Here is a 13,677-nt window from a genome sequence, read left to right as displayed (position 1 = left end):
GAATGCAATAAAGCCGGATGCTACACGACTTCCGGCTTCATCCCGGCGATATCAAGAGCGTCATGCCCTCCGTTCAGAAAGAGAGATCACTTCTGCCGGTTGCCGCAACCCGGTTGCAACGACAGAAACCCTCAGTCGCCCTTCAAGTGTTTCGTTAAAAGTCGCGCCGACGACGATGTTTGCGTCAGCGTCGACCTCCTCGCGGACGCGTGTGGCTGCTTCGTCGACGTCAAAAAGCGTCATATCCGGCCCGCCGGAGATGGAGACGAGTAGTCCCCTCGCTCCTCTGACCGACGTGTCATCGAAAAGCGGATTGGCAATCGCTGCCTCTGCAGCAACTCTGGCGCGGCTGTCCCCCGCCGCTTCGCCCGTGCCCATCACCGCTCGACCCATATCGCGCATCACCGACCTTACGTCAGCGAAATCCAGATTGATCAACCCTTCTTTGACGATCAGATCGACAACGGAGCTGACGCCCGCGTGAAGAACGCGATCGGCCATTTCAAAGGCGTCGGCGAAGGTTGTCTTGGCATCGGCTATCCGGAAAAGGTTCTGATTGGGAATTACGATCACCGTGTCGGTGCTTTCGCTGAGACGCTCGATCCCCTGCCGTGCCGTCCGCATTCGATGTGTACCCTCGAAGGCGAATGGCATGGTGACGACACCGACCGTCAGTATGCCCGCCTTCCGCGTGGCCCGAGCGATGACGGGCGCTGCGCCTGTTCCAGTGCCGCCTCCCATGCCCGCGGTGACAAAACACATGTGCGTTCCGGCCAGGTGGTCCATAATCTCGTCGATCGATTCTTCCGCTGCCGCCTGTCCGATCTCGGCCAGAGATCCGGCGCCAAGCCCTTCGGTGACCGCCAGGCCAAGCTGGATAAGCCGCGGTGCCTTTGACGTCGACAGAGCCTGGGCATCGGTGTTTGCAACGGTGAATTCTACCCCGACCAGATTCTGTGTGATCATATTGTTGACAGCATTACCTCCGCCGCCACCGACGCCAATGACGGCGATCCTGGGCTTGAGGTGTGTTATGTTCTGGATAGTAACCTCCGTTGGTTTCATGGAAGGCCAGCTCCTGGGCAAAGATAAAGGTTTGATGATGCTGCGAAGGTGGTGATGAACCATCACCCGCTGGAGGGTGTCCGGCGACTGCTTTCCGTCGGCCAGCGTCGAAAAAGTGCGCTGGCATTGACCCCTCCAAAACCGAAGCCGTTGGATATCGCGTATTCAGTGTCCACGCGGCGCGCTTCGTTTGCGACGAAATCGATGCCGTTCGCCTCCGAATCCGGTGTATTCAAATTCAGGGTCGGTGGCGCGACCTGGTTCTTGAGCGCCAAAATCGTGAAGATGGCTTCCAGGCCTCCGGCCGCGCCAAGCAGGTGTCCTGTTGCCGACTTCGTTCCGCTGACGGCGACAGAATTTCCGTTGCCGAATAGACCCTTGATAGCCCTGATTTCTCCGAGATCTCCCACCGGTGTCGAGGTGGCATGTGCGTTCAGGTGACCGACGTCATGAGGGGCCACGCCGGCTTGCGCGATGGCAAGCTCCATTGCCCTGCGCGCCCCGCTTCCGTCCTCGGGACCGGAGGTGATGTGGTGGGCGTCGGCTGTCGTGCCGTATCCGACAAGTTCGGCAATCGGGGTGGCGCCGCGAGCAAGAGCGTGGCTCAGTGCTTCGATCACGAGTATGCCCGCTCCTTCGCCCATAACGAAGCCGTCACGCGACGTGTCGAAAGGACGCGACGCCTTGTTCGGCGTTTCGTTGAAACCGGTCGACAGCGATCTCGCTGCGGCGAAACCGCCCAGACTGACGATGTTCATGCAGGCTTCCGTTCCGCCGCATATGGCAATGTCGGCTTCATTGGATCGAATAAGCCTGGCGGCATCGCCGATAGCCTGAACGCCGGCAGCGCATGCCGTCACAGGCGCGCCGAGAGGGCCTTTGAAGCCATGGCGGATTGAGACTTGCCCGGCTGCGAGATTGACGAGAAAGGACGGAATCGTGAAGGGCGAGAGGCGGCGCACCCCGCGTTGATCGACGGTGCGGACGGCCTCGGTTATTGCCGGAAAGCCACCGATGCCGGACGCGATGATCGTCGCTGTTCTGAGCCTGTCTTCATTCGACGCCGGCTTCCAGTTCGCTTGCGTTAGCGCCTCTTCTGCGGCTGCCAGCGCGAAAATGATGAACCGGTCGACCTTGCGTTGATCCTTTGGCGGCATGATCGTATCCGGATCGAAGCCTCCTTCAGGGTCTTCGTCCAGTGAGGGGACCACGCCTCCTATTTTCGCGGGCAGGTCTCCGACCACATCGTCACCCAGTCGCCGAATACCGCTTTGGCCCGCGAGAAGGCGTGACCAGGAAATATCGACATTTGCTCCAAGGGGGCTGACAGCTCCCATACCTGTGACAACGATGCGACGCATCTGCTTTCCACCTGTATTCGCATTAAAATAGGCATGCAATCGGCGTCTCGACCGACAATGGGTCAGGGCCTGCTCTCCAAACATGCAGCTTACTCAAAGACCTAAGACGCTCTCATCCTGCACAAGCGGCAGCCACATCTCGGCCCATGTCAGCGTCGGGGGCCTGGAGCCCGACATGGCTCTCAGGCAACATCGTCGCGATGCGCAATGCGCCTGACTTCGCCACTGGCTGCGTCGAGCACGCCTTGCGACAGGCTCTCGTCCTCGATGATGCGGGATAACGTAACGGCACCCACCATCAAAGACAGTATCGCCATCGCCTTATCGCTGGGACTTGCGCTGTCGGCGTCACCCATCAGTTCGTCCAACACCTCGAAGTGAGCTCGAATGCCATCCTCAAACGGACGCCTGACCTCTCTGCTTTGCCGAGCAGCATCCGCTCCCAGCGCCACAAGGGGGCAACCCTCTGCCTTCTCTCCTTTGTGATCCTTGGAGAGATAGAATGCCATGACAGCTTCCAGCGGATCGGAGGCGTCCGCGGCTGCGGTCGACCATCGTCTCGTGGCGCTTTCCAGTGCCCGCCTCGATGCAAGGGCGGCAAGATCGTCCTTCGACGCGAATTGCTTGTAGAACGCGCCCTGGGTGAGGCCGGCGCCCTTCATCAGGTCTTTCAGCCCAATCCCATCGAATCCATGCTCCCGGAAGAGCCGGCTTGCCGCGTTGATCACTGCTTCGCGATTTGCCTCTGCCTGAGCCCGACTGACTCTCATATCGATCTCCATTTAGATTTCACTTGACATCTATAACATATTTAGAGTTAGATCGCAATCTAAATTAACCGCTGTACCCGTCAACAAGGGTCAAATGACATGAACCGCAAAATTCTCCTCGCCTCTGTGGGCATATTGGTGGCCGCTGGCGCCACGGCGTTCGTTCTCCTTGCCGAATCTTCGGAAGGAAGAGCGCAAGCCGCAGACCCCCGCGTCGTGCCGCCGCTCGTCAGTGTGGTGGATGCAAAGAGGCCAGATACCACTGTGCGCACCTTCACCGGTACGATTGCCGCCCGTGTGCAAAGTAATCTGGGATTTCGGGTGCCCGGCAAGATCATTGAGCGCTACGTTGACGTTGGCCAGCAGGTCAAGGCGGGTCAGCCCTTGATGCGCATTGACGAGACCGATCTTAATCTGGCGCTTACCGCGAAACGCAACGCGGTCGCGGCGGCTCAAGCCGTCTTGACCCAGGCGCAAGCTGACGAGAGACGCTACGCCGCCTTGGTGAAAAACGGGTTGGCGGCCGCTTCTCCGCAGCGTTACGAGCAAGCAAAGGCTGCGTTGGACACAGCAACCGCGCAACTCGCGGCAGCGGAAGCCGATGCCAGGGTCGCCGAAAACGCGGCGACTTACTCACTGCTGATCGCCGATACCGATGGCACCGTCGTCGAAACGCTTGGGGAGCCGGGCCAAGTTGTCGCGGCTGGGCAGACAGTCATCCGGCTCGCCCAGGCCGGGCCTCGTGAGGCACTGGTCTGGCTACCGGAATCCATTCGGCCGCAGATTGGGGACGAGGCCGAGGCGAGCATCTATGGAAGCGAGAGCCGGCAAGACAAGGCGCGGCTCCGGCAGATCTCGGATGCCGCCGATCCGCAAACCCGCACCTATGAAGCACGCTGGGTTCTGGATGGCGCCGCAGCCTCGGCCCCGCTCGGCGCGACAGTCACCATCAAAATCTCCAACGATACCGGCCAGGCGCATGCGGTGGTGCCAGTCGGCGCTGTTTTTGACGACGGCAGCCGAACTGGAGTGTGGATCTTTGACGAAAAAACATCGACCGTCCACTTCCGCCAGGTGAAGGTCGAGAAGATGGGTGAGGAGGTCGCGGTGGTTTCCAGCCTCAAGGCAGGCGAGCCCATTGTCGCTCTTGGAGCGCATCTCCTGCAGGACGGCGCCAGCGTCCGGACCACGACAGAACAAGCAGAGGCGGCCAACCAATGAACTTCAATCTATCCGCGCTCGCGGTTCGCGAGAGAGCCGTTACGCTGTTCTTCATCGTCCTGCTTGCCGCAGCCGGCGTCTATGCCTTCGCCAAGCTGGGACGGGCGGAGGACCCCTCGTTCACCATCAAGACACTGACCGTGACAGCCGTGTGGCCGGGCGCGACAGCGCGCGAGATGCAGGATCTTGTCGCCGAGCCTCTTGAGAAGCGCCTCCAGGAGCTCACATGGTATGACCGCGTCGAGACGACCACGCGGCCGGGATACGCTTTTCTGACCGTCACGCTGAAGGACAGTACACCGCCCACAGCGGTGGAGGAGGAGTTCTATCAGGCACGAAAGAAGCTTGGAGACGAGGCGCCAGACCTGCCCCAGGGCGTTCTTGGTCCCTTTGTCAACGACGAATATTCCGACGTTAGCTTCGGTCTCTATGCTCTAAAGGCCAAGGGCATGCCGATGCGCGACCTTGTGCGTCAGGCAGAGGTGATCCGGCAGGACCTTCTGCATGTGCCCGGCGTAAAGAAGATCAACATTCTCGGAGAACGGCCCGAACAGATCTTTGTTGAATTCTCCTTTGCCAAACTGGCCACGCTCGGAATTTCGGCACAGGATATCGCGGCCGCTTTGCAGCGGCAGAATACCGTGACGCCGGCGGGGTCGATCGATACGCGCGGCCCGCAGGTGTTCATTCGTTTTAATGGTGCTTACGACAGCATCCAGGCTATCGCCGACACGCCGATCGTCGCGGGCGGACGCACGCTCAAGCTCTCGGATTTTGCAGAGATTCGCCGCGGGTATGAAGATCCGGCCACCTATCTCATCCGTCACAATGGCGAACCGGCCATTATGCTTGGCGTGGTGATGCAGCAGGGCTGGAACGGCCTGGAGCTCGGCAAAGCGCTGGAAGAAAGATCCGGCGCGATCGCACGGACCTTGCCACTCGGCATGACGCTCGCCAAGGTCAGCGACCAGGCCGTCAACATCCAGGAAGCCGTCGGCGAGTTCATGCTGAAATTCGCCATGGCTCTCGGCGTCGTGCTGTTTGTGAGCCTCATCAGCCTCGGCTGGCGCGTTGGTATCGTCGTCGCTCTGGCTGTGCCCCTCACACTTGCGGTTGTCTTCCTCATCATGTTGGAGACTGGCAGATTTTTCGACCGTATCACACTCGGCGCGCTCATCCTGGCGCTCGGTCTTCTGGTCGACGATGCCATCATCGCCATCGAGGTGATGGTGGTGAAGATGGAAGAAGGGATGGACCGCATCAAGGCGGCCGCCTATGCGTGGAGCCATACCGCTGCCCCCATGCTGTCCGGTACGCTGGTGACGATCATCGGGCTGATGCCGGTCGGCTTCGCCCGTTCGACCGCCGGCGAATATGCCGGCAACATCTTCTGGGTGGTGGGCTTTGCCCTCATTGTCTCCTGGATCGTCGCCGTGGTCTTCACACCCTACCTCGGAGTGAAGATGCTGCCGGCGATCAAGCCGATCGATGGTGGCCATCATGCCATCTACGACACGCCGAACTATCGCCGCCTTCGTGGGATGATCGCATTTGCGGTGCGACACAAGTTCGTCACCTGCGCGGTGGTCGGCATCGCTATGGGTGTGTCCGTCGTTGGCATGGGAGCGGTCAAGCAACAGTTCTTCCCGACATCGGACCGTCCCGAAGTATTGGTGGAGGTCCGCTTACCCGAGGGCACCAGTATCGAGACGACCACGGCGACAGTCGAGAAGCTCGAAGGATGGCTGCAGAAGCAGCCCGAGGCAAAGACCGTCACGAGCTATATAGGGCAGGGCGCTCCTCGCTTCTTTTTCGCGATGGCGCCGGAATTGCCGGACCCGTCCTTTGCCAAGATCGTCGTGCTGACGCCGGACGCCGAGACGCGCGAAGCGCTGAAGCAGCGCCTCCGCGCCGCAGTTTCGGAGGGGCTCGCTCCTGAAGCCTATGTGCGTGTCACCCAGCTCGTATTCGGTCCCTACACACCATTCCCGGTCGAGTTTCGCGTCATGGGACCTGATCCCAAGAAATTGTATGAGATATCCGAGAAAGCCCTCGAGATCATGAAGGGCGTGCCGGACGTCCGTCAGGCCAATCGCGATTGGGGCAACCGCACGCCAGTGCTGCGCTTCGTTCCTGATCAGGACCGGCTGAACCTGATCGGCCTTTCGCCGGCGGAGGCAGCCCAGCAGATGCAGTTGCTGTTGAGCGGCATTCCGATCACGCAGGTTCGCGAGAATATTCGCACTGTGCCCGTCATCGCGCGCAGTGCCGGCGAAAACAGGCTTGATCCGTCACGACTGGCAGACTTCTCGCTGATGAGCCGGGATGGCAGACAGGTTCCACTCGATCAGATCGGTCATTCCGAAATCCGGTTTGAAGAGCCGATCCTAAAAAGGCGTGATCGAACGCCTGTCATTACAGTCCGCTCGGACATCAACGAGGCGACACAGCCTCCGGAAGTCTCGCAACAGATTCTGAAGGCGCTTCAGCCGCTGATCGGCTCGCTTCCGGCCGGATATCGTATCGAGATGGGCGGAAACATCGAGGAATCCTTGAAGGCCAACGTTGCCCTCGTCCAGATCTTCCCGGCGATGATTGCCGCTATGCTGATCGTCATTGTCCTGCAGGTCCGCAGCTTGTCGACGATGACCATGGTGATGCTGACGGGACCACTCGGGCTTGCTGGTGTTGTTCCGGTCTTGCTGATCTTCCATCAGCCGTTCGGCTTCAATGCCATTCTCGGGCTGATCGGGCTTGCGGGAATTCTCATGCGCAACACCTTGATCCTGACCGAGCAGATCAAGGAAAACCAGGCGGCCGGTCTCGACGACTATCACGCCGTCATCGAGGCGACGGTGCAGCGGACACGTCCCGTCATGCTGACGGCACTCGCGGCCGTCCTTGCCTTCATCCCTCTCACCCACTCGGTATTCTGGGGGTCGATGGCCTACACGCTGATTGGCGGCACGGCGGTCGGGACGGTCATGATCCTGCTGTTCCTTCCCGCTCTCTATGCCACCTGGTTCCGCATCAAGCCGACTGAGGGAGCAACACATCATACGGAGCAAAATGCTCCGGAACTGCAACGCGCTATGGCCGCGGAGTGACATCATGTTTAGGATGTGTACTGACGCGACCGCCGCTAACGCGAAGGACAAAACGAACCGTTCAGCATCGATGGTCCGGGATGCCGGTTGGGGGCCTGATCGACAGGAACCGGAATTTCAGGAACAAGGGCCTTATTCCTCAGCTTTGGATGAAGCAACCTTGGCGCAAGGACGTGACCGCATCCTGGATGTTGCGGAAAGACACATTCGCCGTATCGGCCATCGCAAGACGACCGTTGCGGATATCGCGTCCGACCTGGGTACAAGCCGAGCGAACGTCTATCGCTTCTTTCCCACGAGGGCGGCGATCGACAGTTCTGTCTGTGGGCGTATCATCAAAGAGGTTGCTGAAACTGCCTTTGTCGTCGCACGAGCGGACGCGCCGGCGAGCAAAAAGCTCGCTGAGCTTTTGAACATCCTTCATCGGCATAGCAGAATGACGCTGATGGAAGAAAGACCCATTCACGAGCTGCTTGTCGCTGCTGCCAGCGAAAATTGGGGAACGATGAATGCACATGGTGAGCGCATCCGGGCAATCACGGAAGCGATTATCCGCCAGGGTCTGCAAACGGGTGAGTTCCGGGTGGACGATGCCGACCATGCTACCCGTGGAGTGATCACCGCATTCCTGCCGTTCTTCCATCCGGTTTTGCTTGAGCAGCGCGTTCAGGAGGGGGAGGACATGGCGGATGCAGTGCATGCGCAAATCCGCTTCATCATGCGAGCTCTCGGCACATCGGATTGGCGGCGTGCCGAGGCTTCGGAGGAAGGGCTAACCGCCTAGGCTCGTCCCATGGATCCTGATTCGCTATACGTGAAAGGATTCAAGTAGCGGGCTTCGGCCTGCCGCTTGCTGCCGCCAAATCGCAAGTCAGTTCCGAAACCAGCTACACGAACATCACGTTCCGGGTCGAACGATCAGGCAGGTCGACGTGCCGTGCGCATAGAGCTTGCCTTGCGGGTTCTCGATCCTGCCGTCCAAAGTGATGACTGTCCGACCGCGAGAGATCACCTTTCCGGTGATCCTCAATTCGCCGCAGTCGGCAGAAATTGGACGTACAAATTTAGCCGAGGTTTCTTGCGAAGGGCAAACCTCACCGGATGCCAAGGTAGTTTGCGCGGCAAGCGACATGGCAGTGTCGAGCATCGTCATGATCCATCCGCCGTGGACGGTATTCATCATATTGAGAAAACGCGCCTCCGGTCTGGCGAGAAGCTCAACGTGACCTTCGTCCGGCGGAAGAAGTGTGAACGGCAACAGATCCGCCATCGGCGGTCGAGGGAGGGTTCCCTGTGAAAGGCCGGTCACAAACTCGAAACCATTCATCAGCGTAGTGCCAGGCAAGGAACCTCTCCTCGTTTGCTCGATCGTCAATCATAGCGCGCCCACCTCGTAGCGGCCTCGAACACAATGCGACGCGATGGCGCTAAGCATGTTGCAATGTCGGGGGCGGTCATTAATCAACCGAACAACGGCTCTGCACGCGCACCTCCGACCGTTGCAGCCGCAACCGGCACGCTCGAACGCATCACTTCAATGAAAATGCACCCAAAAACAGCCGGCGCCTCAATTTATATGTTGATCGACATCCAAAATCAAGTTAGATTGCGATCGAAATCTAATCGGAATGTTGTGCAAAGCAAAATGTGAAACCCCGATCTGACAAAAAAACAAAAAATCGGGCCTCGTTGAAAGCTTCCCTGCACTCGTTCGCGCAAACCTCAGGAGCATGCATGTCCAATCAGAAAGTCGTCGTAATCACCGGCGCATCATCCGGAATAGGCGAGGCCACGGCGCGCCTTCTCGCACAAAATGGCTTCACGGTGTTCGGGGGCGTACGCAACCCGAACCGTGTCAATTCAATCCCCGGCGTGCGCTTCGGAACCGTTGACGTCAACGATGACACATCGGTTACGAACTTTGTGGAATGGGTTCTGTCCGAAGCAGGTAAGATCGACATTCTGATCAACAATGCCGGCGTTTCGCTGGTCGGCCCCGTCGAGAACACCTCAACTGCGGAAGCCCAAAGGGTATTCGATACCAACGTATTCGGCCCTTTACGCATGATCCGGGCCGTTTTGCCATCCATGCGAGCTCTCCGGAGTGGACTCATCATCAATGTCAGCTCGGTTTTGGGCTTCCTGCCTGCACCGTTCATGGGACTATATGCCAGCAGCAAGCATGCGCTTGAGGGGCTGTCGGAGTCGCTGGACCACGAAATCCGCGAGTTCAACGTCAGGGTCGTGCTGCTCGAGCCCACCTTCACCAACACGAAGCTCGACGTCAACGCGGCACATACGGAGGCCCCCTTGGGCGTCTATGAAACACAGGCCTATGCGACCATCGAGACGGTTCAGGCGCAGATCAAGTCAGCACCGTCACCGCAGGCGGTAGCTGCAAAAATCCTAGCGGCCATCAACGGTCCGTATCGCATGCGTCAACCGGCGGGCGGTCAAGCGACGCTTCTCAGCCGCTTGCGCAGATTCATGCCGGCGAACGCGGTCGATAAGAGTTTGCGCAAGACATTCGGCTTCGGCAAGTGACGGGCGCGTCCCCAAGCTTTTGCTGAAGCTACCAAATCTTTCACCTCTGACATCGCATCGCTCTGCACCTTCGCCGGCGACAAATGGCTGACGTTGATATGTTTGCGAGGCGATGTCACGCTGTTTTACCGGAGCCAGACGAGACATCTGTCAGCGAACTTACGCCGTTGCGCCGGTTACGGCTTTCCACTGCGCCATTGCGCGGATGCGATGAATGTGGGTGGCGAGAGCGGAGCGTTGCTGACGCGGCGGCACGAAGACATTTCTGACTGCGGAAAAGACCGCGATGAAACGTTGCAAGCCGCCGACCAATCGAAATCGCTGCATTATCCGCTCTCGTTTTCGAAGGGGGCACGTGAGAATTCTCAGCGCAATTGTTCAGGCCTTTGTGCGATCGATGTTCGACGCCGGGCATCATATCCCGTCTTGCCGATCCGTACGAGCACAGTTTATCCGTGACGATGCGCTTCGGCGAAAGGCCCTGTTTCTTCATCAGCCTAAGCAGCAATCGCTTGGCAGCCTTGGTATCGCGACGAGTCTGGACAATCTCGTCGAGAACATAGCCGTCCTGGTCAACGGCGCGCCAAAGCCAATGTTTCCGGCCGCCGATGGAGATCACCACCTCGTCCAGATGCCAGATGTCCTCTCGCGACGGCTTCTTTCGGCGCAGCCGCTTCGCGTAAGCCGCACCGAATTTGCGACCCCATCGCCGGATCGTTTCATAAGAAACGACGATGCCGCGCTCCAACAACATTTCCTCGACCAGCCGCAAGCTCAAGGGGAACCGGAAATACAGCCAGACCGCATGAGCGATGATCTGACGTGGAAAACGGTGGTTCTTGTAACTGATCGTCGGTTGGCTCATCCCGCCCAACTATCCGCCAACCCTTAAGCCATCAACAACGTGACATCGCCGGCCGACGGCTTGCTGTCGCGCGTCGTACCGCCCTTGGGGATGACTTGAGTATCCTGCGCGCTTGCGGTGTAATAGCCGCGAAGGAAACGTTGATGGAAAGGGCCGTCATCAGAGCGGCAAGTCTGTTCGTCGTCTTCATGATTTTCTCTCTTTTTGCTGTTGAGCGGAGGGCGGCGTGTTTCCGCCGCTATAGGACGAACAAGATAACAGGCCTCGTGTTCCGGCGTTGGGCCTTCAGTCGCATGGGCATGCGACTGAAGGCCTGCCGTGGGCTTCCAGCGTTCTGCAGCGCAGTCTCTCCTGTAGCGAAACTTCCGCTGACTTTGTCGTCCGGGTGCAACTTTTGATCATTCCAAGCGGGCTGTTTGGAGGAACTTTGCAACGTGATCGGCATTCCTTTCTTTGTTGTTTGCGTCCTGAAACAGTCTGGAATCCCGTTGAAGGAGATCACTGTGATCAAACCCCTCATTTTATTCGGCCTTGCGTTGATGCCGACGGCGGCTTTCGCGCAATCTGCCGATCTTGAAGCAACCTGCAAAATCGTGGCTAAAAACTTCTTCCTGTCGGAGAGCCTTACAATTGGCGCCATCCAATCCTTTCCGGAACTGAAGCCGCCTGGTGTGCGGATGGCCTATTCTACTCGTCAGGGAACGTCGCCTGCGGAAATGACCGACACGTTCGAATGCGAATTCGACAAGCCCGACAAACCTCATAATCTTGCTAAGTTCTGCATATCAACCATCTGTTATGCGCCTAATGACAGCGATGCCGACCGCAAGCGACGGTTCGAAGAGATGCGTATTCTTTTGCAACGAACGGAAAAGTAGTCACGGAGTCGAGGAAGCTACGAAGCGGCGTTGCGCCATCGACGGACATCACGCCCGCTTGAGATATCGCCAGGTTGCGATGCTGCCAAAGAGCTGAATGCTACCGCCGCAAAGCATGGCAATGATGAAGCCGAGGGTGGGTTCTCGGAGGAATGCGTAGACCGATCCAAGCGCTGCCACGCCGATCGTTGCGCCGACCATGCGAGCGACGTTGATCAGTGCGCTTGCTGTTCCGGCGCGTTCACGGGCGACGCTGGAAACTGCAACTGCGGTAAGAGGTCCGGTCGCCATCCCCATTCCGATACCGGTCAGAAGCAAACCGAATTCCTCGGCGATCAACAGGCTGTCGGCAAACGCGATACCGAGCGCTATGTTCCCCAATCCTATTGTCGCCAGCCCGATGCTAATAGTGTGCCTTTTTCCCAGATATTCTGAAAACAAGCCGGAGAAAGGTGCGATCGCCACAAAACTGAGCGCCATCGGCAGGAGTGCCAGTCCGACCCCGGTTGGAGCCAGCCGCCCCAGACTGAGGGACGCGAGTGGGAACAGAAAAAGAGTCCCATACATGCCGAACGTCATTGCGGCCGTTCCGGCCATCGCACCGTTGAACTGCCCAGTGGAAAACATCGATACCGGCATGAGAGCTTGCTGACCCAGGCGCCGTTCCACCACAACGAAGAGCGCCAGCAAACCGAAGCCGCAAAGCGCCAGCAGGATGGTCCAGACGACCGGAAAATGCGAGGACTGAATTGCTGCAAGCGTGATGCCTGCCAGGGAGACTATGCCCAACAACTGCCCAGGCGCATCGAAGGTTCTTCCCTCCCGGTCCGCACTTTCCGGAACCCAAAGCAATGCACCGATAGCGGCCATCACACCGATCGGGACGACGACGAGGAAGACAGCGCGCCATCCGAAACTGTGGATCAGATACCCGCCAAGGCTTGGCCCGATGGCAAGCGACATGCCATTGCAGCCGGCCCAGATACCCAACGCTCGGCCTCGAATCCGCTCGTCAGGATAGATCACTCGAATGAGCGAAAGCGAGGCTGGTATCAGGAGGGCCGAACCCAAGCCCGTTACCGCTCTGGCGCCGATCAGGATAGCGGTCGTTGAAGCCAAGGCGCATCCAAGGCTTGCGATTGTGAAGACGATGCAGCCGATCATGAAAATCAGGCGGCGTCCGTAAAGGTCGGCAAGTAGGCCGCCGCTGATGAGGAGGGCGGCGTAGACAAGGTTGTAGGCATCGACGACCCATTGCAATTGTGTCACCGAAGCCTGAAGGCTCTTGCCGATCGGCTGAACCGCCAGGTTGACAACCGATGTGTCGACTTGCGCAACGATCACGCCCAGGCAAAGAACGGTGAGGGAGGCGGGGTAAAACTTCGAGTGTGGCGTATCGTGCTGTGTCTGCGATTGCATGACGTTTCCTCTCGGAAGCAAACGCAGGGCGGTTTGATTGGTTTCGCTTTGAAGGTATCGAAGTGTTTGGACAGCCTGCATCGATCCTCGATTGGCATGAAAAGCCAATGCCTTGAACTGCAGATCCATGCATTGATGAGGTCAATCATCGTCGAGATTTCGTATTATTATAACGACGCTCCGATCCCGCCCGCCCAAATTAGGTAACGTTGATGGACGGCAGGAAGGACATGACTTCGTTGCGTCGCCGTGGTGCCAATATCTCGATTTCCTGTTTCCAGAAGGTCTCGGCTTCGGGTGAGTCCTGCTCCCAGCTTTGAGTCGACAGGATATTGTCGTCCATGACCAAAAGCCTGTGCCCGCCGAGCCGAAGATATTCGTTTGCAAGCTCCTGTGCGTTGTTCTTCATGACCGTGCTCCTCGATTGGCCCGTGTAGGCCGACACGG

11 protein-coding genes and 1 pseudogene are annotated in these 13,677 nt (G+C 58.5%); 5 read left to right on the top strand and 7 right to left on the bottom strand.

What is annotated here, in order from left to right; translation table 11 throughout:
- Positions 1 to 60: 60 nt before the first annotated feature.
- From ftsZ to ABOK31_RS29730, 3 genes are all read right to left on the bottom strand, one after another.
- Complete coding sequence (gene ftsZ, locus ABOK31_RS29740; RefSeq protein WP_349962818.1) at positions 61 to 1,065, bottom strand: cell division protein FtsZ; 1,005 nt, start codon at positions 1,063 to 1,065, stop codon at positions 61 to 63.
- A gap of 62 nt (positions 1,066 to 1,127) precedes the next feature.
- A complete protein-coding gene (gene fabF, locus ABOK31_RS29735; RefSeq protein WP_349962533.1) occupies positions 1,128 to 2,426 on the bottom strand; it encodes a beta-ketoacyl-ACP synthase II in 1,299 nt (432 codons plus the stop codon).
- 182 nt (positions 2,427 to 2,608) lie between these two features.
- Positions 2,609 to 3,196, bottom strand: a complete 588-nt coding sequence (locus ABOK31_RS29730) for a TetR/AcrR family transcriptional regulator (RefSeq protein ID WP_349962531.1) — start codon at positions 3,194 to 3,196, stop codon at positions 2,609 to 2,611.
- Positions 3,197 to 3,295: 99 nt separating this feature from the next.
- Between ABOK31_RS29730 and ABOK31_RS29725 the strand changes: the two genes are divergently transcribed.
- From ABOK31_RS29725 to ABOK31_RS29715, 3 genes are read left to right on the top strand one after another with little or no spacing between them, the layout of a single operon-like run.
- Positions 3,296 to 4,417, top strand: coding sequence for an efflux RND transporter periplasmic adaptor subunit (locus ABOK31_RS29725; protein ID WP_349962529.1), 1,122 nt, complete (start codon positions 3,296 to 3,298; stop codon positions 4,415 to 4,417).
- A complete protein-coding gene (locus ABOK31_RS29720; protein ID WP_349962527.1) occupies positions 4,414 to 7,524 on the top strand; it encodes an efflux RND transporter permease subunit in 3,111 nt (1,036 codons plus the stop codon). Before ABOK31_RS29725 ends, ABOK31_RS29720 begins: the two co-directional genes overlap by 4 nt.
- Positions 7,487 to 8,308 carry a TetR/AcrR family transcriptional regulator gene (locus ABOK31_RS29715; RefSeq protein ID WP_349962525.1) on the top strand — a complete coding sequence of 274 codons (822 nt, stop codon included), beginning with the start codon at positions 7,487 to 7,489 and terminating at the stop codon, positions 8,306 to 8,308. Before ABOK31_RS29720 ends, ABOK31_RS29715 begins: the two co-directional genes overlap by 38 nt.
- Positions 8,309 to 8,422: 114 nt before the next feature.
- Here the strand turns inward: ABOK31_RS29715 and ABOK31_RS29710 are convergent, their stop codons facing one another.
- Positions 8,423 to 8,869 (bottom strand): PaaI family thioesterase, encoded by a 447-nt coding sequence (locus ABOK31_RS29710; RefSeq protein ID WP_349962524.1) that lies wholly within the window; start codon positions 8,867 to 8,869, stop codon positions 8,423 to 8,425.
- A gap of 389 nt (positions 8,870 to 9,258) precedes the next feature.
- Between ABOK31_RS29710 and ABOK31_RS29705 the strand changes: the two genes are divergently transcribed.
- Complete coding sequence (locus ABOK31_RS29705) at positions 9,259 to 10,068, top strand: oxidoreductase (protein ID WP_349962522.1); 810 nt, start codon at positions 9,259 to 9,261, stop codon at positions 10,066 to 10,068.
- 159 nt (positions 10,069 to 10,227) lie between these two features.
- On the opposite strand, the pseudogene ABOK31_RS29700 reads toward ABOK31_RS29705, so the two are convergent.
- A pseudogene (locus tag ABOK31_RS29700) lies at positions 10,228 to 10,946 on the bottom strand (IS6 family transposase).
- A gap of 490 nt (positions 10,947 to 11,436) precedes the next feature.
- On the opposite strand from ABOK31_RS29700, the gene ABOK31_RS29695 reads away from it, so the two are divergent.
- Positions 11,437 to 11,811, top strand: a complete 375-nt coding sequence (locus tag ABOK31_RS29695; protein ID WP_349962816.1) for a hypothetical protein — start codon at positions 11,437 to 11,439, stop codon at positions 11,809 to 11,811.
- 48 nt (positions 11,812 to 11,859) lie between these two features.
- On the opposite strand, the gene ABOK31_RS29690 is transcribed toward ABOK31_RS29695, so the two are convergent.
- Both ABOK31_RS29690 and ABOK31_RS29685 read right to left on the bottom strand, forming a co-directional pair.
- Entirely contained in the window at positions 11,860 to 13,230 is a 1,371-nt protein-coding gene (locus ABOK31_RS29690; RefSeq protein WP_349962521.1) for an MFS transporter, read from the bottom strand.
- Positions 13,231 to 13,429: 199 nt separating this feature from the next.
- Entirely contained in the window at positions 13,430 to 13,639 is a 210-nt protein-coding gene (locus ABOK31_RS29685; protein ID WP_174173410.1) for a hypothetical protein, read from the bottom strand.
- Positions 13,640 to 13,677 lie beyond the last annotated feature (38 nt).

It is taken from the genome of Rhizobium sp. ZPR4 (assembly GCF_040215725.1).
Taxonomy (GTDB): Bacteria; Pseudomonadota; Alphaproteobacteria; order Rhizobiales; family Rhizobiaceae; genus Rhizobium; species Rhizobium rhizogenes_D.
Note: the sequence above shows the minus strand (reverse complement) of the source record. Positions and strands in the feature narration are given on the sequence as shown.

Coding starts and splice junctions, on each gene's coding strand:
- ftsZ (WP_349962818.1), bottom strand. CDS start 1,065: ATGAAACCAACGGAGGTTACTATCCAGAACATAACACACCTCAAGCCC.
- fabF (WP_349962533.1), bottom strand. CDS start 2,426: ATGCGTCGCATCGTTGTCACAGGTATGGGAGCTGTCAGCCCCCTTGGA.
- ABOK31_RS29730 (WP_349962531.1), bottom strand. CDS start 3,196: ATGAGAGTCAGTCGGGCTCAGGCAGAGGCAAATCGCGAAGCAGTGATC.
- ABOK31_RS29725 (WP_349962529.1), top strand. CDS start 3,296: ATGAACCGCAAAATTCTCCTCGCCTCTGTGGGCATATTGGTGGCCGCT.
- ABOK31_RS29720 (WP_349962527.1), top strand. CDS start 4,414: ATGAACTTCAATCTATCCGCGCTCGCGGTTCGCGAGAGAGCCGTTACG.
- ABOK31_RS29715 (WP_349962525.1), top strand. CDS start 7,487: ATGCTCCGGAACTGCAACGCGCTATGGCCGCGGAGTGACATCATGTTT.
- ABOK31_RS29705 (WP_349962522.1), top strand. CDS start 9,259: ATGTCCAATCAGAAAGTCGTCGTAATCACCGGCGCATCATCCGGAATA.
- ABOK31_RS29690 (WP_349962521.1), bottom strand. CDS start 13,230: ATGCAATCGCAGACACAGCACGATACGCCACACTCGAAGTTTTACCCC.
- ABOK31_RS29685 (WP_174173410.1), bottom strand. CDS start 13,639: ATGAAGAACAACGCACAGGAGCTTGCAAACGAATATCTTCGGCTCGGC.